This is a genomic window from Gordonia sp. NPDC003376 (assembly GCF_053589235.1).
In genome coordinates, this window is sequence record NZ_JBSFRM010000012.1 from 76,686 (window position 1) to 92,751 (window position 16,066).

16 protein-coding genes are annotated in these 16,066 nt (G+C 68.5%); 7 read left to right on the plus strand and 9 right to left on the minus strand.

The window, feature by feature from the left end; genetic code table 11:
* Nucleotides 1-12: 12 nt before the first annotated feature.
* The 7 genes from ACWDUA_RS14240 to ACWDUA_RS14270 form a co-directional block, all read right to left on the minus strand.
* Complete coding sequence (locus ACWDUA_RS14240) at nt 13-786, minus strand: anti-sigma factor (RefSeq protein ID WP_449751654.1); 774 nt, start codon at nt 784-786, stop codon at nt 13-15.
* The gene (locus ACWDUA_RS14245; protein WP_059036674.1) at nt 779-1,363 is read right to left on the minus strand and encodes a sigma-70 family RNA polymerase sigma factor; all 585 of its coding nucleotides are present in this window, start codon (nt 1,361-1,363) and stop codon (nt 779-781) included. The genes ACWDUA_RS14240 and ACWDUA_RS14245 overlap by 8 nt, the downstream gene beginning before the upstream one ends.
* A gap of 78 nt (nt 1,364-1,441) precedes the next feature.
* Nucleotides 1,442-2,296: a DUF1295 domain-containing protein gene (locus ACWDUA_RS14250; RefSeq protein ID WP_449751655.1), complete on the minus strand. Its 855-nt coding sequence runs from the start codon at nt 2,294-2,296 to the stop codon at nt 1,442-1,444.
* Entirely contained in the window at nt 2,293-3,663 is a 1,371-nt protein-coding gene (locus ACWDUA_RS14255) for a class I SAM-dependent methyltransferase (RefSeq protein WP_449751656.1), read from the minus strand. Before ACWDUA_RS14255 ends, ACWDUA_RS14250 begins: the two co-directional genes overlap by 4 nt.
* The gene (locus tag ACWDUA_RS14260) at nt 3,660-4,502 is read right to left on the minus strand and encodes a DUF1365 domain-containing protein (RefSeq protein ID WP_449751657.1); all 843 of its coding nucleotides are present in this window, start codon (nt 4,500-4,502) and stop codon (nt 3,660-3,662) included. Before ACWDUA_RS14260 ends, ACWDUA_RS14255 begins: the two co-directional genes overlap by 4 nt.
* Entirely contained in the window at nt 4,499-5,890 is a 1,392-nt protein-coding gene (locus ACWDUA_RS14265) for an NAD(P)/FAD-dependent oxidoreductase (protein WP_449751658.1), read from the minus strand. The genes ACWDUA_RS14260 and ACWDUA_RS14265 overlap by 4 nt, the downstream gene beginning before the upstream one ends.
* Before the next feature lie 87 nt (nt 5,891-5,977).
* Nucleotides 5,978-6,385, minus strand: coding sequence for a YccF domain-containing protein (locus ACWDUA_RS14270; RefSeq protein WP_449751659.1), 408 nt, complete (start codon nt 6,383-6,385; stop codon nt 5,978-5,980).
* A gap of 68 nt (nt 6,386-6,453) precedes the next feature.
* Between ACWDUA_RS14270 and ACWDUA_RS14275 the strand changes: the two genes are divergently transcribed.
* Nucleotides 6,454-6,708, plus strand: coding sequence for a hypothetical protein (locus ACWDUA_RS14275; RefSeq protein ID WP_449751660.1), 255 nt, complete (start codon nt 6,454-6,456; stop codon nt 6,706-6,708).
* 3 nt (nt 6,709-6,711) lie between these two features.
* On the opposite strand, the gene ACWDUA_RS14280 is transcribed toward ACWDUA_RS14275, so the two are convergent.
* Together ACWDUA_RS14280 and ACWDUA_RS14285 are read right to left on the minus strand one after the other, a co-directional pair.
* A complete protein-coding gene (locus ACWDUA_RS14280) occupies nt 6,712-7,275 on the minus strand; it encodes a LemA family protein (protein WP_449751661.1) in 564 nt (187 codons plus the stop codon).
* Nucleotides 7,276-7,340: 65 nt separating this feature from the next.
* On the minus strand, nt 7,341-9,131 hold the full coding sequence (locus ACWDUA_RS14285) for a DUF2207 domain-containing protein (RefSeq protein ID WP_449751662.1): 1,791 nt from the start codon (nt 9,129-9,131) through the stop codon (nt 7,341-7,343).
* 193 nt (nt 9,132-9,324) lie between these two features.
* Here ACWDUA_RS14285 and ACWDUA_RS14290 point away from each other — a divergent pair, with 193 nt between their 5' ends.
* From ACWDUA_RS14290 to ACWDUA_RS14315, 6 genes are all read left to right on the plus strand, one after another.
* Nucleotides 9,325-10,608 carry a transcriptional regulator gene (locus tag ACWDUA_RS14290; protein ID WP_449751663.1) on the plus strand — a complete coding sequence of 428 codons (1,284 nt, stop codon included), beginning with the start codon at nt 9,325-9,327 and terminating at the stop codon, nt 10,606-10,608.
* 298 nt (nt 10,609-10,906) lie between these two features.
* On the plus strand, nt 10,907-11,533 hold the full coding sequence (locus ACWDUA_RS14295) for a hypothetical protein (protein ID WP_449751664.1): 627 nt from the start codon (nt 10,907-10,909) through the stop codon (nt 11,531-11,533).
* A gap of 33 nt (nt 11,534-11,566) precedes the next feature.
* Nucleotides 11,567-12,847, plus strand: coding sequence for an alpha/beta hydrolase family protein (locus ACWDUA_RS14300; RefSeq protein WP_449751665.1), 1,281 nt, complete (start codon nt 11,567-11,569; stop codon nt 12,845-12,847).
* A 169-nt stretch (nt 12,848-13,016) separates the two neighbouring features.
* Nucleotides 13,017-13,871 (plus strand): hypothetical protein, encoded by an 855-nt coding sequence (locus ACWDUA_RS14305; RefSeq protein ID WP_449751666.1) that lies wholly within the window; start codon nt 13,017-13,019, stop codon nt 13,869-13,871.
* A 148-nt stretch (nt 13,872-14,019) separates the two neighbouring features.
* A complete protein-coding gene (gene adh / locus ACWDUA_RS14310; RefSeq protein WP_053776971.1) occupies nt 14,020-15,543 on the plus strand; it encodes an aldehyde dehydrogenase in 1,524 nt (507 codons plus the stop codon).
* 52 nt (nt 15,544-15,595) lie between these two features.
* Complete coding sequence (locus ACWDUA_RS14315) at nt 15,596-16,018, plus strand: DUF779 domain-containing protein (RefSeq protein ID WP_020792178.1); 423 nt, start codon at nt 15,596-15,598, stop codon at nt 16,016-16,018.
* Nucleotides 16,019-16,066: the final 48 nt, after the last annotated feature.

Below are 16,066 nucleotides of genomic sequence, written 5' to 3' on the forward strand. Positions count from 1 at the left end.
GAACCGCCCGGATCAGCGCAGGGGCAGCTCGGCCACGATGGCACCGGGCGAGGCGGACCCACCCGGCGGTTCGACCGTGAACGCCAGCGCCGTCGCGTCACCGAGATGGGGGATCACCGCCGTGGTCGACGGGGCCACGTCCTTGTCGGTCATGGTGCCCGCCGAGGTGGCACCGTTCGGGCCGAGGAGCCACATCTGATACACCGACCCCGGCCGAGGGGGCGGCACATCGTTCATCACCAGGACTCCGGCATCGGCGGTGTCGGAGTAGGTCAACGTCGCCTGCCCGCCGGCGACCGCCCCGGAGGCCGACCGCACGTCGCCCGCGGTGAACACCTGTTGCGCGGTGGCCGGTTCGGTCGGGGCCTGCTGTGTCGACAGGCCGCTGCCGATGGCCCATCCGAGACCACCGACGGCGATCGCCACCGCCGCGGCGGCGACCGCATAGGCGAGGCGGCGCGGGTTCCGGCGACGGTGATCCTGCCGTGGGACCAGCGGGATCGGCTCGGGAGGTGCGGGCTCGGTGTCGACGGCGGGGGAATCGTCGGCGGAATCGGTGCCGATGGCCTCGAGGAGCCGAACACGCAGCGTCGCAGGAGGTTCGGTGACCGTGGTGGTGCTCACCGTGGCCATCGCCTCGCGGGTGTGGCGAACCAGGTCGTCGAACTCGAGACGGGTCTGCGCATCGGCGCGGGCACGCCTGCGGCGGACCGAGTCGAGCTCGGCCGGCGACAGTCCGTGCAGGCCGAGGATCGGGGCGAGATCGAGCAGTTCATCGTCAGACATGGTTGTCCCCCAAGCAGTTACGGAGGCGGTTGAGGCCGTCGCGGATCCGGCTCTTCACCGTGGGCAAGGCCACGGACAGATGTTCGGAGACCTCGCGATACGTCAGGCCCCGGTAGTAGGCCAGGCCGATCGATTCACGTTGGACCTCGGTGAGACTCTCGAGGCAACCGCGGACTTCCTCGCGCGTCTCTCTGCTCTCGGCGGCCGCGGTCACCACGTCGAAGTCGGGCATGTGTTCATCGGCGGCGAATCCCAGGTCGCGTCGGGTGGCGGCCGTCTCCGAGCGGACCCGGTCGACGGCGCGTCGGTGAGCGAGAGTGATGATCCAGGACAGTGCCGAACCCAAGCGGGGATCGTAGGTGTCGGCCGAGCGCCACACCTGCAGGTAGACCTCCTGGGTGGTCTCCTCGCTGTATCCGGGATCGCGCAGAACCCGCAAGACCATCCCGTAGACACGGTGGCTGGTCTGGTCGTACACCTCGGCGAAGGCCGCGCGGTCGCCGCCGGCGACCCGCCCGAGGAGTTCGGCGAGACCATCGGTACCCGGTGCCGGCGCGGGGCGGGTCTGTGAGCTCATTGCCGATCACCCTAACCGGCGCCGCGACCCCCATCAACGGCCGGTGTCGGGAGCCCGTCCCGGTTTCTGCACGGTCCATCACCGGACCTCCGGCGTCCGGGGTGGACGCGGCAGGAAGTACGACGTGCATTCCTGGTACTCGCGATAACCCGGCCGGCTGCCCATCGACTCCTCGAGCAGCCGCGCCCCGGTGGCGTAGACCAGGAAATACGTCATCGCGACCGGTGACAGTACGGACAGGATCCCGGGGGCGCCGATCACCGACGTCCCCGTGGTCATGGCGCCGGCGCTCGCGGTGAACAACCAGATGCCCCACCACACCGACGCGTCCCCGAAGTAGTTCGGGTGCCGTGTCCACGCCCACAGGCCACGATCCATGATGCGTCCACGATTGGCCGGATCCGCCTTGAACGCACGCAGCTGGGCATCGCCGATCGCCTCGAACAACAGGCCGAGCACGTACAACGCGATACCGATCGCGGCGACGATCCATGCGAACCCGGGGGTGGGCCCGGCGACCGCCGACACCATGAGGGGGATCGAGACGAACCACTGTGCAACACCCTGGATGGCGAACACCCGGCGGATGACCACCGTCAGTCGGGGTCCGTCGGGGCCGTACCCGCCGGTGCGTGTCAGCAGTTCGGCGTATCGCGGATCCTCGCCATTACCGGCGGACTTGACCGTCATATGCCATGCCAGGCGCAGACCCCACACGCTCACCCCGACGGCGAGGACCCAGCGTCGAATCGGGTCGCCGCCCCCGAGGATCAGTGACAACCACGCGATCCCGACGAAGCCGAGACCCCATGCGACGTCGACGACGTTGACGCGGCCGAGGCGCCGCCCGACCGCGCACGTGATCGCCTGCAGCACCGCGACGAAGAGCAGCGACCACCCGGCCAGCGCAGCGAATCCGGCCCACCCGGTCACCGGACACCCCCGAACCGCGCGTCGTCGGGACCGTCGGAGGGACGATGGAAGACCACGTGCTGCACATCGAGGTATCCGGCCCGGAATCCCGCCTCGGAGTAGGCCAGGTAGAAGTCCCACATGCGTGCGAACGTCGCATCGAATCCCAGCGGCGCCAGGTGGGTACGCCGGGCGAGGAACCGTTCCCGCCACAGCCGCAGGGTCTCCGCGTAGTGCATGCCGAATGCCGAGGAGTCGGCCAGGCGAAGGGAGGTGTGCTCGGCAGCCGCCGTCCGGAGCGCCCGTAGCGACGGGATCTGGCCACCCGGGAACACGTACTTGTGCACCCACGTGTAGGTGCTCCGCGAGGCGAGCATGCGGTCGTGCGGCATGGTGATGGCCTGGAGCGCCACCCGGCCACCCGGTGCCAACACCCGGTCGATGGTGGAGAAATAGGTGGGCCAGTACTTCTGGCCCACTGCCTCGATCATCTCCACCGAGACCACCGCATCATAGGTGCCGTCGACGTGGCGATAGTCGAGCAGATCGATGCGCACACGGTCGGCGAGGCCCGCCCGCGCGACGCGTTCCCGCGCGAGGTCGCGCTGCTCCACCGACAATGTGACCGAGCGGACCGTGGCACCACGCTGCGCTGCGCGCAGGCACAGCTCGCCCCACCCGGTGCCGATCTCGAGCAGCCGGGTGCCGGGGCCGACCCCGGCGAGGTCGAGGAGACGATCGATCTTCCGGTGTTGGGCATCGGCGAGGTCGTTCCACACCGGACGGCCGGGTTCGGCGGTGGGTTCGGGGGTGAACAGGGCTGCCGAGTAGGTCATCGTCTCGTCGAGGAACAGCTCGAACAGGTCGTTGGACAGGTCGTAGTGGCGAGAGATGTTGGAGCGGGTGTTGGCGGTCGTGTTCTCCTCGTCGGCGGGGTGTCGCGGCAGTACCGCACGACGCAGGATCTGCAGGGGGCGTGGGACCACGTGCGCGATGTGCTCGGCGAACGGGGTGAGCACGCCGACCAGGTCGTCGGTGGTCCAGTCCCCGGCCATGTAGGCCTCGCCGACACCGATCAACCCCAGCGATCCGATCCGCCGGAACAGATCGGCCGGACGTCGGATGATCATCCGTGGCTGCACGCCGTGGGAGAACCGTCCGCTGCGGGTTCCGTCCGGGTACTCGATCCGCACGTCGACCCCGGCGCTCGCCCGGGCGAACAGCCAGGCGGCCACGGCTTCTCGGGTCCGGGCCGACCACCTGTCGGGGACCGCGGCGACGTCGGGCCAGCGGTCGGCGTCGATCGGAGCTGTCTCGGCACCGGGAACGCCCGGTGGGTCGGGCTGTGCATGCCCGACGCCGAGCCGGTGGTGACGTGATGAACTCATGACTGTCCCTTTGCGATGTCGGCAGCTGTCCGGTCGGTGATGGTGCGGTCGGTTGCCGGGCCGTCGGTGGTGGCGGAGTGCCCCGTCGTCGAGTGCCGGGGCGGACGTGGATGGAGGGGAAGGCGCCGTGCCCACAAGCGGATGCCGTGCAGACGGATCCGTGCGGCCACCACCAGAGGGGCCATCGGGGTGCGCACCTGCGCGGCGAGGACGGTGCGGATTCCGACCGGTCGTCCCTGCCCGGTGAGGGTGGCCACGAACGGTGACTGCCCGATCCGATCGAGGATGATCGACACCGCGACCCGGCCGCCCCTCGGTTCCGGCACCCGCAGCCGGTACCGGCCCGAGACGTCGTTGAAGGGGGAGACGTAGAACTCCTTGTCGACCATCGCACGTCCGTCGGCATCGGGGTGCACCACGTAGCAGTGCCTGCCGCCGTAGGTGTTGTGGACCTCGGCGACGACGTGGGCCAGGGTGCCGTCGCGGCGATGACACCAGAACACACTCAGCGGATTGAAGACGTAGCCGCCCACCCGGGGCGACAGCAGCGCGACGATCCGGCCGTCGGCGGGTTCGATCCCTGTGTCGCGGACGAACTCGTCGATACGGCTGCGCAGTGTGTCGGAGGGTCTGGCGGGTTGCGGGAAATGGTCGCCGGCACGGAAGTCGGCGAGCAACCCCAGTCCTCGCGGCATCGCCGGGGGTGCGTCGACGTCGATCAGCCACGAGGTACCGGAGTAGCTGAACGCGTGTCGGATGGGCGATCGCCGTTCATGGGTGATCCGTGTGCGTACCACCAGCGCGGTGGTGGGCGGGGCCGGGGCGTGCGTGGTGGTCACGACATCTCCAGGGAGCTCACGGGTTCGGCCGGAAGGACGGTCCTCGCGGAGCCGGCCGGCAGGATCGTGTCGGTCAGGATCCGGTGCGCTGCAGCCGCTCCGGAGGCGGCGCCGTCCTCGTGGAAACCCCACCCGTGGTAGGCGCCCGCGAAGCGGACGGCGGGCGAGTCGATCGTCGGTAGACATGCTTGTGCGGCAACCGATCTGGTGGTGTAGACCGGGTGCTCGTAGGTCATCTCCGCGTGCACCGTGGCGGGATCGACCAGATCGGTCCGGCCGAGTGTCACCAGCATCCGGGGGCTGCGGACCTCCAGGCGCATGAGGCGCGTCAGATCGTAGGTGACCGCGACGCCGGACCCGTCGAGCACCCCGGACCCGGCCTGCGTGCGGGCGGGGGCGTCGGTGCGGATCTGGTAGTTCCATGCCGCCCGCGCCCGGGCGGAGTGCGGCAACAGCGACGTGTCACTGTGCAGCACAGCTGATTTGGCGCTGTAGTTGATCGCGCCGAGTACCCGTCGCTGCGCGTCGGTGGGTGCGGCGAGTATGTCGAGCGCCTGATGGGGGTGGGTGGCGACGACGACGGCGTCGAAATGCCCGGTGCCGAAGCCTCCGGCGGTGATCTCGACGCCGGACCCCTGATCGACGATGCGGCGGACGGGGGCGGAGAGGACGACTCGACCGCCGTGGTCACGGACACGATCGGCGACCGCCTCCACGTAGGTGATCGATCCGCCCTCGACGGTCCGCCACGTGGGCGACCCGAAGACCGACAGCATCCCGTGATGCTCGAGGAAGGTGAAGAGATATCGCGCTGGATAGCCCGCGGCGGTATCGGAATCGCACGACCACACCGCGGCCACCAGCGGTAGCAGGAAGTTGTCGAGGAAGTACGTCGAGAAGCGGTGGCGGGCGACGAACGCGTCGAGCGGTTCGTCGGACCCGGTGGAGTCGAGTACCCGTCGTGCGGCCCGGTGGAAGCGCACGATCTCGCCGAGCATCAGCAGGTAGCGGCCGCGAACCAGATTCCTCGGGGTGGGGAACAGGCCACGGGCACCGAGGGCGCCCGCGTACTCGAGACCGGAGATCTCCGAGTGCACCGACATCGACATGTCGGTTTCCCTGGTGGGGATCGTCAGATCGTCGAACAGACGGAGGAGGGTCGGGTAGGTCCGGTCGTTGTGCACGATGAACCCGGAATCCACCGAGACCTCGCGGCCGTCCGGCGTCGCGATCCGGTGGGTGTGGGCGTGACCGCCGAGTCGGCTGTCGGCCTCGAACAGCGTCACCCGCGCGTGTTCGCAGAGGTCGTGGGCTGCGGTGAGTCCGGCGACCCCACTGCCCACGACGGCGATCGACGGCGGGCGGAGCGCGTTGAACGATGTCGTCATGCCCGCTATTCGGAACGGTCACGGATCCGGATGGGTGAGGTCCCGATCGCGGCGCGTCCTACGGCCGGGGCGTGCGGTGAGATGCGTTCACACCGACACCGCGGCACCACCCGGGCCGACCTGGTCGCTCGGCACGATCTGTGCGCCGAGTGGTAGCAGCGAGATCGGCACCATCTTGAAACTGGCGATCCCGAGCGGGATGCCGATGATCGTGATGCACATCGCGATCCCGGCGGTGATGTGTCCGATGGCCAGCCAGATGCCGGCCACGAGCAGCCAGATGAGGTTGCCGACCAATGACATCGCGCCGGCCTCGGGCTTTCTCACCACCGATCGCCCGAACGGCCAGAGCGCGTAGTTCGCCATCCGGAAGGATGCGATGCCGAACGGGATCGTGATGATGAGGATGCAGCAGATGATTCCGGCGACGGCGTATCCGATCGCCATCCACACTCCGCAGAGCAGCAGCCAGATGACGTTGAGAATTGTGCGCATGCTCGTGATTGTCCGCTCTTTCGGGCGTCAGGTGTGCGTTACGACGCGGCGGGTTAACCTTACGAGCCATGGCCCCCGATGCCGACCACGTCCGCACGACCCTGTGGTGGCTCGTCACCACATTCGTGCTCGTCGTCCGGCTGCTGGCCACCATCGCGACCGTCCTGCTGACCATCTTCTGGGTGATCGCCGCCGTCCGCGAGTCGTTCGGCAACGTCTTCTTGTGGCCGGCGGCCGGCAGCGCCGTCGCGCTGCTGATCAGCACCTATCTCTACAGCCATCTGCGGGCACGCTATCCGCGCCGCAACGGCTGGATTCCCTGACCGTCAGAACCGCACCTCCGGAGGCTGCTGTTGCCCCTCGGGTGCGCGGTAGAACTCACGGTTGCCGACCTTGGCCATCCCGGCGAAGAACATCCACGGAATGGTCTGGACCAGCTGATTGAGGCGCGACACCGCGTCGTTGTAGAACTGTCGGGCAAACGACAGCTTGTTCTCGGTGTCGGACAGCTCGGTCTGCAGGGCGATGAAGTTCGACGACGCCTTGAGGTCCGGGTAGTTCTCGGCGACCGCGAACAACCGGCCGAGCGCACCGTCGAGGCGGCCCTCGGCGGCGGCCTTCTCGTCGACGCTGCCGCCCTGTGCGGCCCGGGCGACCCCGGCGCGTGCGGCAGTGACCTCCTCGAACACGGCGCGTTCGTGGGTGGCGTAGCCCTTGACCGTGTTGACCAGGTTGGGGATGAGGTCGGCGCGTCGGGTCAGCTGGACGTCGATGCCGCCGAGCGCCTCCTGCGCGGTGATGTCGGCGCGGCGCAGTTTGTTGAACCCGACGGCGACGAGGGCGAGCAGCACGACGACCACGACGATGACGATGATGACGGTCAGGAGCATCGGAAGACTTTCTGTGAGGGGGGATCCGGGAGGTGCCGATCAGGTGTCGACGGGTCGAGGGTGGCTCACCAGGAGCCGCCGCCTCCTCCGCCACCGCCGCCGCCTCCTCCGCCACCGCTGCTGCTCGACGAGGAGGAGGACTGGCTGGCCGAGTACGCCGACAACGCCGACGACAGACTCGATTCGAAGCTGTCGACCCCGCCGCCACCGCCGAACAGACCGGACGACGAGCCCGACCCGGAGGACACGAGCCAGACCGGTTGCGGCGGTTCGGTACCCGTGGCGATCCGGTACTTCCGTGCCCAGGCGTCGGCACAGTCGAAGGCCACCGCGTACGGGATGTAGTCGGTGTAGAGCTCACGCCGGGCGCTGAAGTCGAGCCGCTCCACATTCGACGGCGTCGACAGCAGCCGCTCGAATCCGCCTGCACGCGACCACACATCGCGGCCGAGTGGGGTCCGGCGGGTACCGACCCCGGACACGAACAGTCCCGCGCCGCCGACCGCGAAGGCCGCGAAGGGCAACAGCCACAACGAGAACGGCGCCAGGAACACCGCGGCGATCGCGGCCAGGACGGCGAGTACCACCAGCCACCGGCCGGCCTTCTCGATCCGGCTGTGCGTCAGGACCCCGCTGCCGATGGCCCAACTCGATGCGGCGGTGGCCGCCGCACCCTTGGCGGAGTTGAGCTGTTTGCCCGCCGACACCGAGCCGTCGGCACGGAAATCCGATCCCGTGCCGCTCAGGCCCAACGCCCGTGCGACCGACTGGGTGACCGGGTCGGTGGTGCCCCAGGCGGCGGCGTCGACCTGGGAGGTGATGGTCCAGTCGTCGCCGGACCGTTGGAGCCGGACCAGATCGCGATCGGCCATGTGCAGCAACGTCGCGACCAGGCCGCGAGACGGGGCGGATTCGCGGGTCACGTAGTACGTCTGCACCGGTCCGAGGAAACCGGAGGTCTGCCCGGGATCTCGTGGCGGCTCGAACATCACCGGCAGCAGTGGCGTCGCCTCGCGGCTGCGCAGCACCCAGTAGACGCCGAGCGCAAAGGTCAGCACCGACACGGCCAGGAGCACGATCACCCATGCCGGTGAGCGACCCAGCACCAGGTCCAGCGGCTGCGGCCACGGTGCGGTGACCTGCGGGGGAGCGGCGGTCTCGAGATCGGCCCGGAAGGACACGCCGATCATCGGTGGCAGCGGGCCGGTGGTCACGACACGGGTCGTCGGACCCTGTTCGGTCACCACGCATTCTTCGCGGGTACCGATGCTGCAGGCCGACGACACCGGCGCGGAGGGCAGCGTGATGGTGGTGGTCGATCGTTGGATGGGCATCTGCCATCCGTCGGCGACGATCCGCCACAGGAAGTGTGAGCCGCCTTCCCCGGTCCAACTTCCCGACGACGACTGTTCGGCGGTGCCGGGGGCGAGGACCCCGCGCACGGTGTAGGTGATCACGTAGGTGTGGACGCCCTGCGGGACGTACCGGTCGGGATCGCCGACCTTCGCCACCACGAACCGGTCGCCCTGTTTCTCGCTGATCTCCACCGGGACGGGCCCACCGTCGTAGGTGACCTCGATGTTCTCCGGCTCATAGCGGACGCTCGCATCGGCCGGGTCGGTGATGTCCCAGAACCGGAAGATCCCGTGCCGGCCCGACGGGAATGCGGTGGTCACCGTCTCGCGTGCAGTCAGCAGACCGTCTGCGGACACGTCGTAGGTGGCCGCGTAGTCGGTGATGGTCACCGGGTCGGCCGAGGACTCCGACGCCGACTCGGGGATCGCCCGGAACAGCGGGGCGATCAGTCCGACGAGGGCGAAGATCGCCAGGAAGAGTGAGAACACGACGCGTTTCACCCGGGAAGCGTATGTGCGAATCGCCTGGCTGTACATGGTGCGGCCGCCGTGAGGTCGATCGAACGATGCACTCCGATCCGGCGGTCGGGGTGATGGTCATGAGTCCGGTGCCGTGCGGCCGTAGCGGGGGTTTGTTGCCGCAATCACACATTTCACGGCACAATTGACCACACCGGTGACGGAGAGAGGATGTATGGCCGAAGCTGGACCCTCGTCGCGGATTCGTCGTGCCTACGAGGAATTCCTTGTCGGGGTCACCCCGCCCACCGACGCGGTGCGGTCGGTGGTGCGTGATTCCTGGGCTCGCTCACTCAAACGTGGGATCGACCCGGGAGAGGCCGTTCCGGAGGACGACGTCAGCGCGACCATGACGATGGCCGAGTTCGCCCGCTACCGCGACGCCCATCCGATCACCTCGATCCGCCCGCTCGTGCGATCACTGATGCTCGACGACATCGCCGACACCGGCGTCGTCGTCGCCCTGACCGACCAGGTCGGCCGGCTGCTGTGGGTGGAAGGTGATTCCGAGGCCCTGGATCGGGCCGGGCGGATCAACTTCGTCGAGGGTTCGGTGTGGAGCGAGGACATCGTCGGCACCAACGCACCCGGTCTGGCGCTGACCATGGACAAGGGCGTGCAGGTGATCGGCCCCGAGCACTTCGCCGGACCGGTCCAGGACTTCAGCTGCGCCGCGGCCCCAGTGCACGATCCGATCACCGGACATGTCATCGGTGTCATCGACGTGACCGGTGGTCGTGAGGTGGCGGCACCGTTCGCCCTCGCTGCGGTCCGCTCGGTGGTCGCCGCCGTCGAGCGTGAACTGCGTTCGCAGGCGGTCGATCTCGCCGATCCCGCGACCTTCGCCGCGGAGTCGCCGGAACCGGCAGGTGCACGACTGGTCGTGTTGGGCGACAACGGCTATCGCTGGGAGACCGGGAGCGGGACCGCCCGACAGCTGTCCCGGCGGCATGCGGAGATCCTGGTGTTGCTGCAGGAGTATCCCGAGGGACTCAACACCGAGCAACTGGCGATGCAACTCGCCGGCGATGAGATCGACCCGGTGACGGTGCGCGCCGAGATCTCCCGGCTGCGTCGCGATCTCGGTCCCGATGTGGTGCGGTCGCGGCCGTACCGGCTCACCGCCGATCTGGTCTCGGACCTCGGTGACCTGCGGCGCCGCGTGGCCGACGGTGCCGACACCCGCGCGATCATCGACGACCTCGGCCGTGGCGGGCTGCTCGTCGAATCCAGCGCGCCGGGCATCGTCGAGATCTTCGAGGTGGTGCGCGAGGACATCCGCTCCCGCGTGATCGCCGAGGGCGACGTCGGTGCGTTGCGCACCTGGACGTCGTCGATCCACGGCCGTGACGACCTGCAGGCGTGGCGTCGATTGGAGCACCGACTTCCCGTCGGGCACCCCGACCGCGCCGTGGTGGGCGGTCGGATCCGGTTGCTGGACCGCCGCTACGGCGTCTGACCGCTTCTCGCGGACGGTGCCGAGACGCCGACGCCCGTCGCCTGTGGCGGATCGAAGCGGGTCTGGGCCGAATCGGGGCCGCCTCGTCTGCGCAGCCATCGACTGCCCGTGATGGGGTGTCGGTTGCTGCCGGGTGCCGGGTGCCGGGTGCCGAGTGCCGAGTGGCACCGAAATCACCGCCGTGCGGCGGATGTTCCGCGGGTGGGGTGCGGAGCACAGTGAGATGGCGCGATTCGAGCAGGACGCCGGATCGGAACCACTCACGCAGAGGATCTCTGCAGAACCGAAGGACCCCACCATGAACGCCAAGGACATGATCATCGGCCTCGCGCCGTGGATCCTCTTCTCGCTGGTCGCCTCCCACCTCGGGCCCGACGCGGCCGGCTGGGCGGGGCTGGCCGCCTTCGCCGCATCGATGGCACTGATCCTCGTCACCGTGATCGAGCGGCGTTCGATCAAGATCCTGGACGCGGCCGGTGCCGTCACCTTCGGGATCATCTCCGGGATCGGCTTCGTCGGTGGGCACGAGGTGGGTGTCTGGCTCACCGACTACGGTCGTGGCGCCACCACGGTGGTCCTCGGTCTGGTCATGCTGATCTCGGCCTACACCGTGCCGTTCACCGAGCAGTACGCGCGGGAGACCGTCGACCGCCGGTACTGGTCCAGCCCGATCTTCCGGGCGAAGAACAAGGCGATCAGCCTGCTGTGGGCCGGGACGATCTTCGCGATGGCGCTCAGCCACCTGATCGCGGGCGTACTCGCCGATGCCGATGTGGTGTCGGGGGGACATCCGGGCAACGTCCTGCTGAACTGGGTCATCCCGATCGTCCTGATCGTCTTCGCGGTCAAGCGGACCCGGCGCATCGCCGACGCCGACACCCCACCCGCACCGGTGCCCGCCGGTCACGCCGGACCGCGTCTCTGACCTGGCCACCACCGAAACCGAAAGCGATCGATCATGAACATCCTGCATCCGACCCACACCGCCTACTCCACGGGTTTCTACTCGGACTCCGGTCGCGACTATTCGGTACGACTGCTGCTCGGCTACTGCGGTTCCGGGGCGGCCGACGCCGGCGAGGTCCTGCGCACCATCGACACCGTCGGCGCCGGTCACCAGCGCGACTGGTACGAGGCATGGCATCGCGTCGGGCGGCGACTGGTCGCCGAGGCCGATGCCAGCGCGGCACGCGGACATCGCATCAGCGCGGCATTCGCCCACCTGCGGGCGGCCACCTATCTGTCCGAGGCCTTCGACGCGCTCGACGGGATCGCCGACGACGCCGAGCGGATGCCGATCTTCGCCGAGCACCGGGCCGCCTGGGAGAAGTTCGTCGACGACGGGCCCTTCGTGGGCCGACGGCTGACGATCCCGTACGAGGACACCACGCTGCCGGGCTGGTTCCTCTCACCCGGCGACGCCGGCGACGAGCCGCGGCCCACCCTGGTGGTGGTCAACGGCAGCGACGGGTCGGTCTCGGGTCAGTGGTCGTCGGCCGCACACGGGGCGTTGCGTCGCGGCTACCGGGTGGTGATGTTCGACGGACCCGGTCAGCAGTCGATGCTCTTCGACCACGGCATGACCTTCCGGCCCGACTGGGAGGCGGTGCTGACCCCGGTCACCGACACGGTGCTCGGGCTGACCGGCGTCGACCCGCGACGACTCGCGGTCTACGGCATCAGCCAGGCCGGCTACTGGGTGCCGCGGGCGTTGGCGTTCGAGCACCGGTACGCCGCGGCCGTCGTCGACCCGGGCGTCGTCGAGGTGCAGACGTCGTGGCTGGACAACATCGGCGGCACGGTGGGCAAGAAGCTCGCCCAGGGCAAGTACGCCGACTTCGACTCGATGATGTCGATCGGGATGAAGGCGAGCAAGGCCACCAAGCGGATGTGGGACTGGCGTGCCCGCCCGTACGGCCCCGGCAGCTACTCCGACACCATGCGGGCCGTCGCCGAATACACCCTCACCGACGACGTCGCCGCACGCATCGGCACCCCCGTGCTCATCACCGCCCCCGAGGACGAACAGTTCTGGCCCGGACAGTCCGAGAGACTGGCCGCCATGCTCGGTGACCGGGCGACGCTGATCGCCTTCACCGCGGCAGAGGGGGCGAGCGGGCACTGCGAGCCGATGGCGCGGGCGCTGACCGAGCAACGGATGTTCGATCGGCTCGACGAGATGCTGGCCCTCGCGTCGGGCTCCGGGGCCGATGCCGGGGCGGGCCGGATGCACGCCTGAATTGCCTGGATTTCGTATCTTCGGGCGATACCCGACGACGCCGTCGGCGCCTACCGTTCCCGGCATGACTCGATCCGACTTTCCCCCGATCCCGCCTGGTCCGACCCCTGGCGGCGTGCCACCGGGGCCCGGGCCTCGACACCGGTCGGTCCCGATCCGCAAGGTCGCGATGGGCGTCGTCGTGGCGGGGCTGGTGCTGGTGGCCCTCGGGATCGTGACGACCGGAATCGGTGTGGTCATCACCGGAATGGTCATCACAGTCATCGGCATCCTCGTCCTCGCGGGGCGTACCCCGGGCCGCCTGGTGGGCGTACTCGGCCTGACCGCATTCGTGACCGGTATGTCGTATGCGGTCGCGGTGGAAAACACCTACGAGTACGACTTCGGCACCGGGAGCAGTTCGAGCTCGTCGGACTTCCAGGTGAACGGCGGCGCGATCGCCATCGCCGTGATCGGGGTGATCCTGGTGATCGTCGGATCGGTCCTGAGCAAACGGCGTGTGCGGTGGCCGAGTGACCTCGGACCCGCTCTGGCTGGGGTGGGGAGCGCGGCGCGGCAGGCCGGTGCGGGTCTGGCGCGCTCCACGCAGTCGGCGATCACCGCTGCGCAGCGGGGTATGCAGGGATCGCGTCCGGATCAGACCGTCACCGCTCCGGTTCCGCCGAGTGCACTGCATGATGCGCTGCTGGCGATCCTCGCGCCGTCGGCACCCGGGCCGCGCCCGACCGGATACCTGTTGGAGAACCGGCCGGGGCTGGCCCGACTGGCATTCGGTGCCGCCGACCGGCCGCCGCTGTTCGTCCTCGAGTTCCGGATTGCGGCCACGACGCCACCACCGCCGGGGCCGACCGGCTCGATCCAGCCGCCCTCGTCGTCGGCACAGGTCTTCACCGTGTTCAGTACGCCGGCGGCACCGCCGGCCACCGGGATCGTCGCCGGGGACGTGCGCGCCGAGATCCTCGGTCTGATCGATCGGCAACTTCCGCTCCGCTGCCCGGGAGCTCGGGTTCAGGCGCGGGGCTGACCTGCGGTTTTGAGGGCACCCAACGTTGCAAACGCATCTGCAACGTGGCTGCAACCACACCACTCCTAGGCTGTGCAACAGATCACATTGGTGGGGCGTTGAACCGCCGGTGACACCCAGATGAATGCACTGAGGAGCTGGAGAAGAGATGACTGTCTACGCAAAGCCGGGCACTGCGGGCTCGGTGATGAGCTTCGAGTCGCGTTACGACAACTGGATCGGCGGCCAGTGGACCCCTCCGGTGAAGGGCCAGTACTTCGAGAACCCGTCCCCGGTGGACGGCAAGACCTTCTGTGAGGTCGCCCGCTCGACCGCCGAGGACATCGACCTCGCGCTCGACGCCGCCCACAAGGCCGCCCCGGTGTGGGGCAAGACCTCGGTCGCCGAGCGTTCGCTGGTGCTGCTGCGCATCGCCGACCGCCTCGAGGAGAACCTCGAGAAGATCGCCGTCGCCGAGACCTGGGACAACGGCAAGGCCGTCCGCGAGACCCTGGCCGCCGACATCCCGCTCGCGATCGATCACTTCCGTTACTTCGCCGGTGCCCTGCGCGCCCAGGAAGGGTCGATCTCCGAGATCGACGAGGACACCGTCGCCTACCACTTCCATGAGCCGCTGGGCGTCGTCGGACAGATCATCCCGTGGAACTTCCCGATCCTGATGGCCGTGTGGAAGCTCGCCCCCGCGCTCGCCGCAGGCAACGCAGTGGTCCTCAAGCCGGCCGAGCAGACCCCGGCGTCGATCCTGTACGTCATGAGCCTGATCGCCGACCTGCTCCCGGCCGGTGTGATCAACGTGGTCAACGGCTTCGGCGTCGAGGCCGGCAAGCCGCTCGCCTCGAGCAACCGCATCCGCAAGATCGCGTTCACCGGTGAGACCACCACCGGCCGCCTGATCATGCAGTACGCCTCGGAGAACCTGATACCGGTCACCCTCGAGCTGGGCGGCAAGAGCCCCAACATCTTCTTCTCCGACGTCATGTCGGCCGACGACGGATTCCTCGACCGTGCGCTGGAGGGCTTCAGCATGTTCGCCCTCAATCAGGGTGAGGTCTGCACGTGCCCGAGCCGCGCTCTGGTCCAGGAGAGCATCTACGACAGCTTCCTCGAGAAGGCCGTCGACCGTGTCTCGAAGATCAAGCAGGGCAACCCACTCGACACCGACACCATGATGGGTGCCCAGGCGTCCAACGACCAGTACGAGAAGATCCAGTCGTACCTGGCGATCGGTAAGGAAGAGGGCGCCAAGGTCCTCATCGGTGGCGAGGCCGCCGACCTCGGAGGCGACCTGTCCGACGGCTACTACATCAAGCCGACCGTCTTCGACGGCCACAACAAGATGCGCATCTTCCAGGAGGAGATCTTCGGCCCGGTGCTGGCCGTGACCACCTTCAAGGACTACGCGGACGCCATCCACATCGCCAACGACACCCTCTACGGTCTCGGTGCCGGCGTCTGGAGCCGCGACGGTGCCACCGCCTACCGCGCCGGCCGCGAGATCCAGGCCGGTCGTGTGTGGACCAACACCTACCACGACTACCCGGCCCACGCCGCCTTCGGTGGTTACAAGCAGTCGGGCATCGGTCGCGAGACCCACCTGATGATGCTCGAGCACTACCAGCAGACCAAGAACCTGCTGGTCGGTTACGCTCAGAACGCGAAGGGCTTCTTCTGATCGGGAGATCCCGCCGCTTCTGAGCCAGCTCGACCGAAAGCAGGTGAACCCCGTGTCAGAACAGAACGTTCCTGATCGGGTGGTCGCCACAGACACCGCCGTGCAGCTCCTGACCAAGTTGTCGGAGTTGCACGGCGGCCTCATGATCCACCAGAGCGGTGGATGCTGTGACGGTTCCGCCCCGATGTGTTATCCCGTCGGCGAGTACCGGGTGGGCCAGCGCGATGTGCTGGTGGGCGAGATCGTCCTCCCGGAACCGCTTCCCGCCGTGCGGGTCTGGATCAACGGTGACCAGTTCGAACTGTGGAAACACACCCAGCTGGTCCTCGACGTCGTCAAGGGCCGGGGTGCCGGATTCAGCCTCGAGGCGCCCGAGGGGGTGCGGTTCCTCTCCCGCTCACGGGCTTTCAGCGACGACGAGAACGCAGTACTCGCCGCTCACCCGCCCCTGACCGGGGCGACCGCCGGCGTCTGAGGGACCTGTCGCAGACAACTGAAGACAGTCACGACGAGACCACCTGTC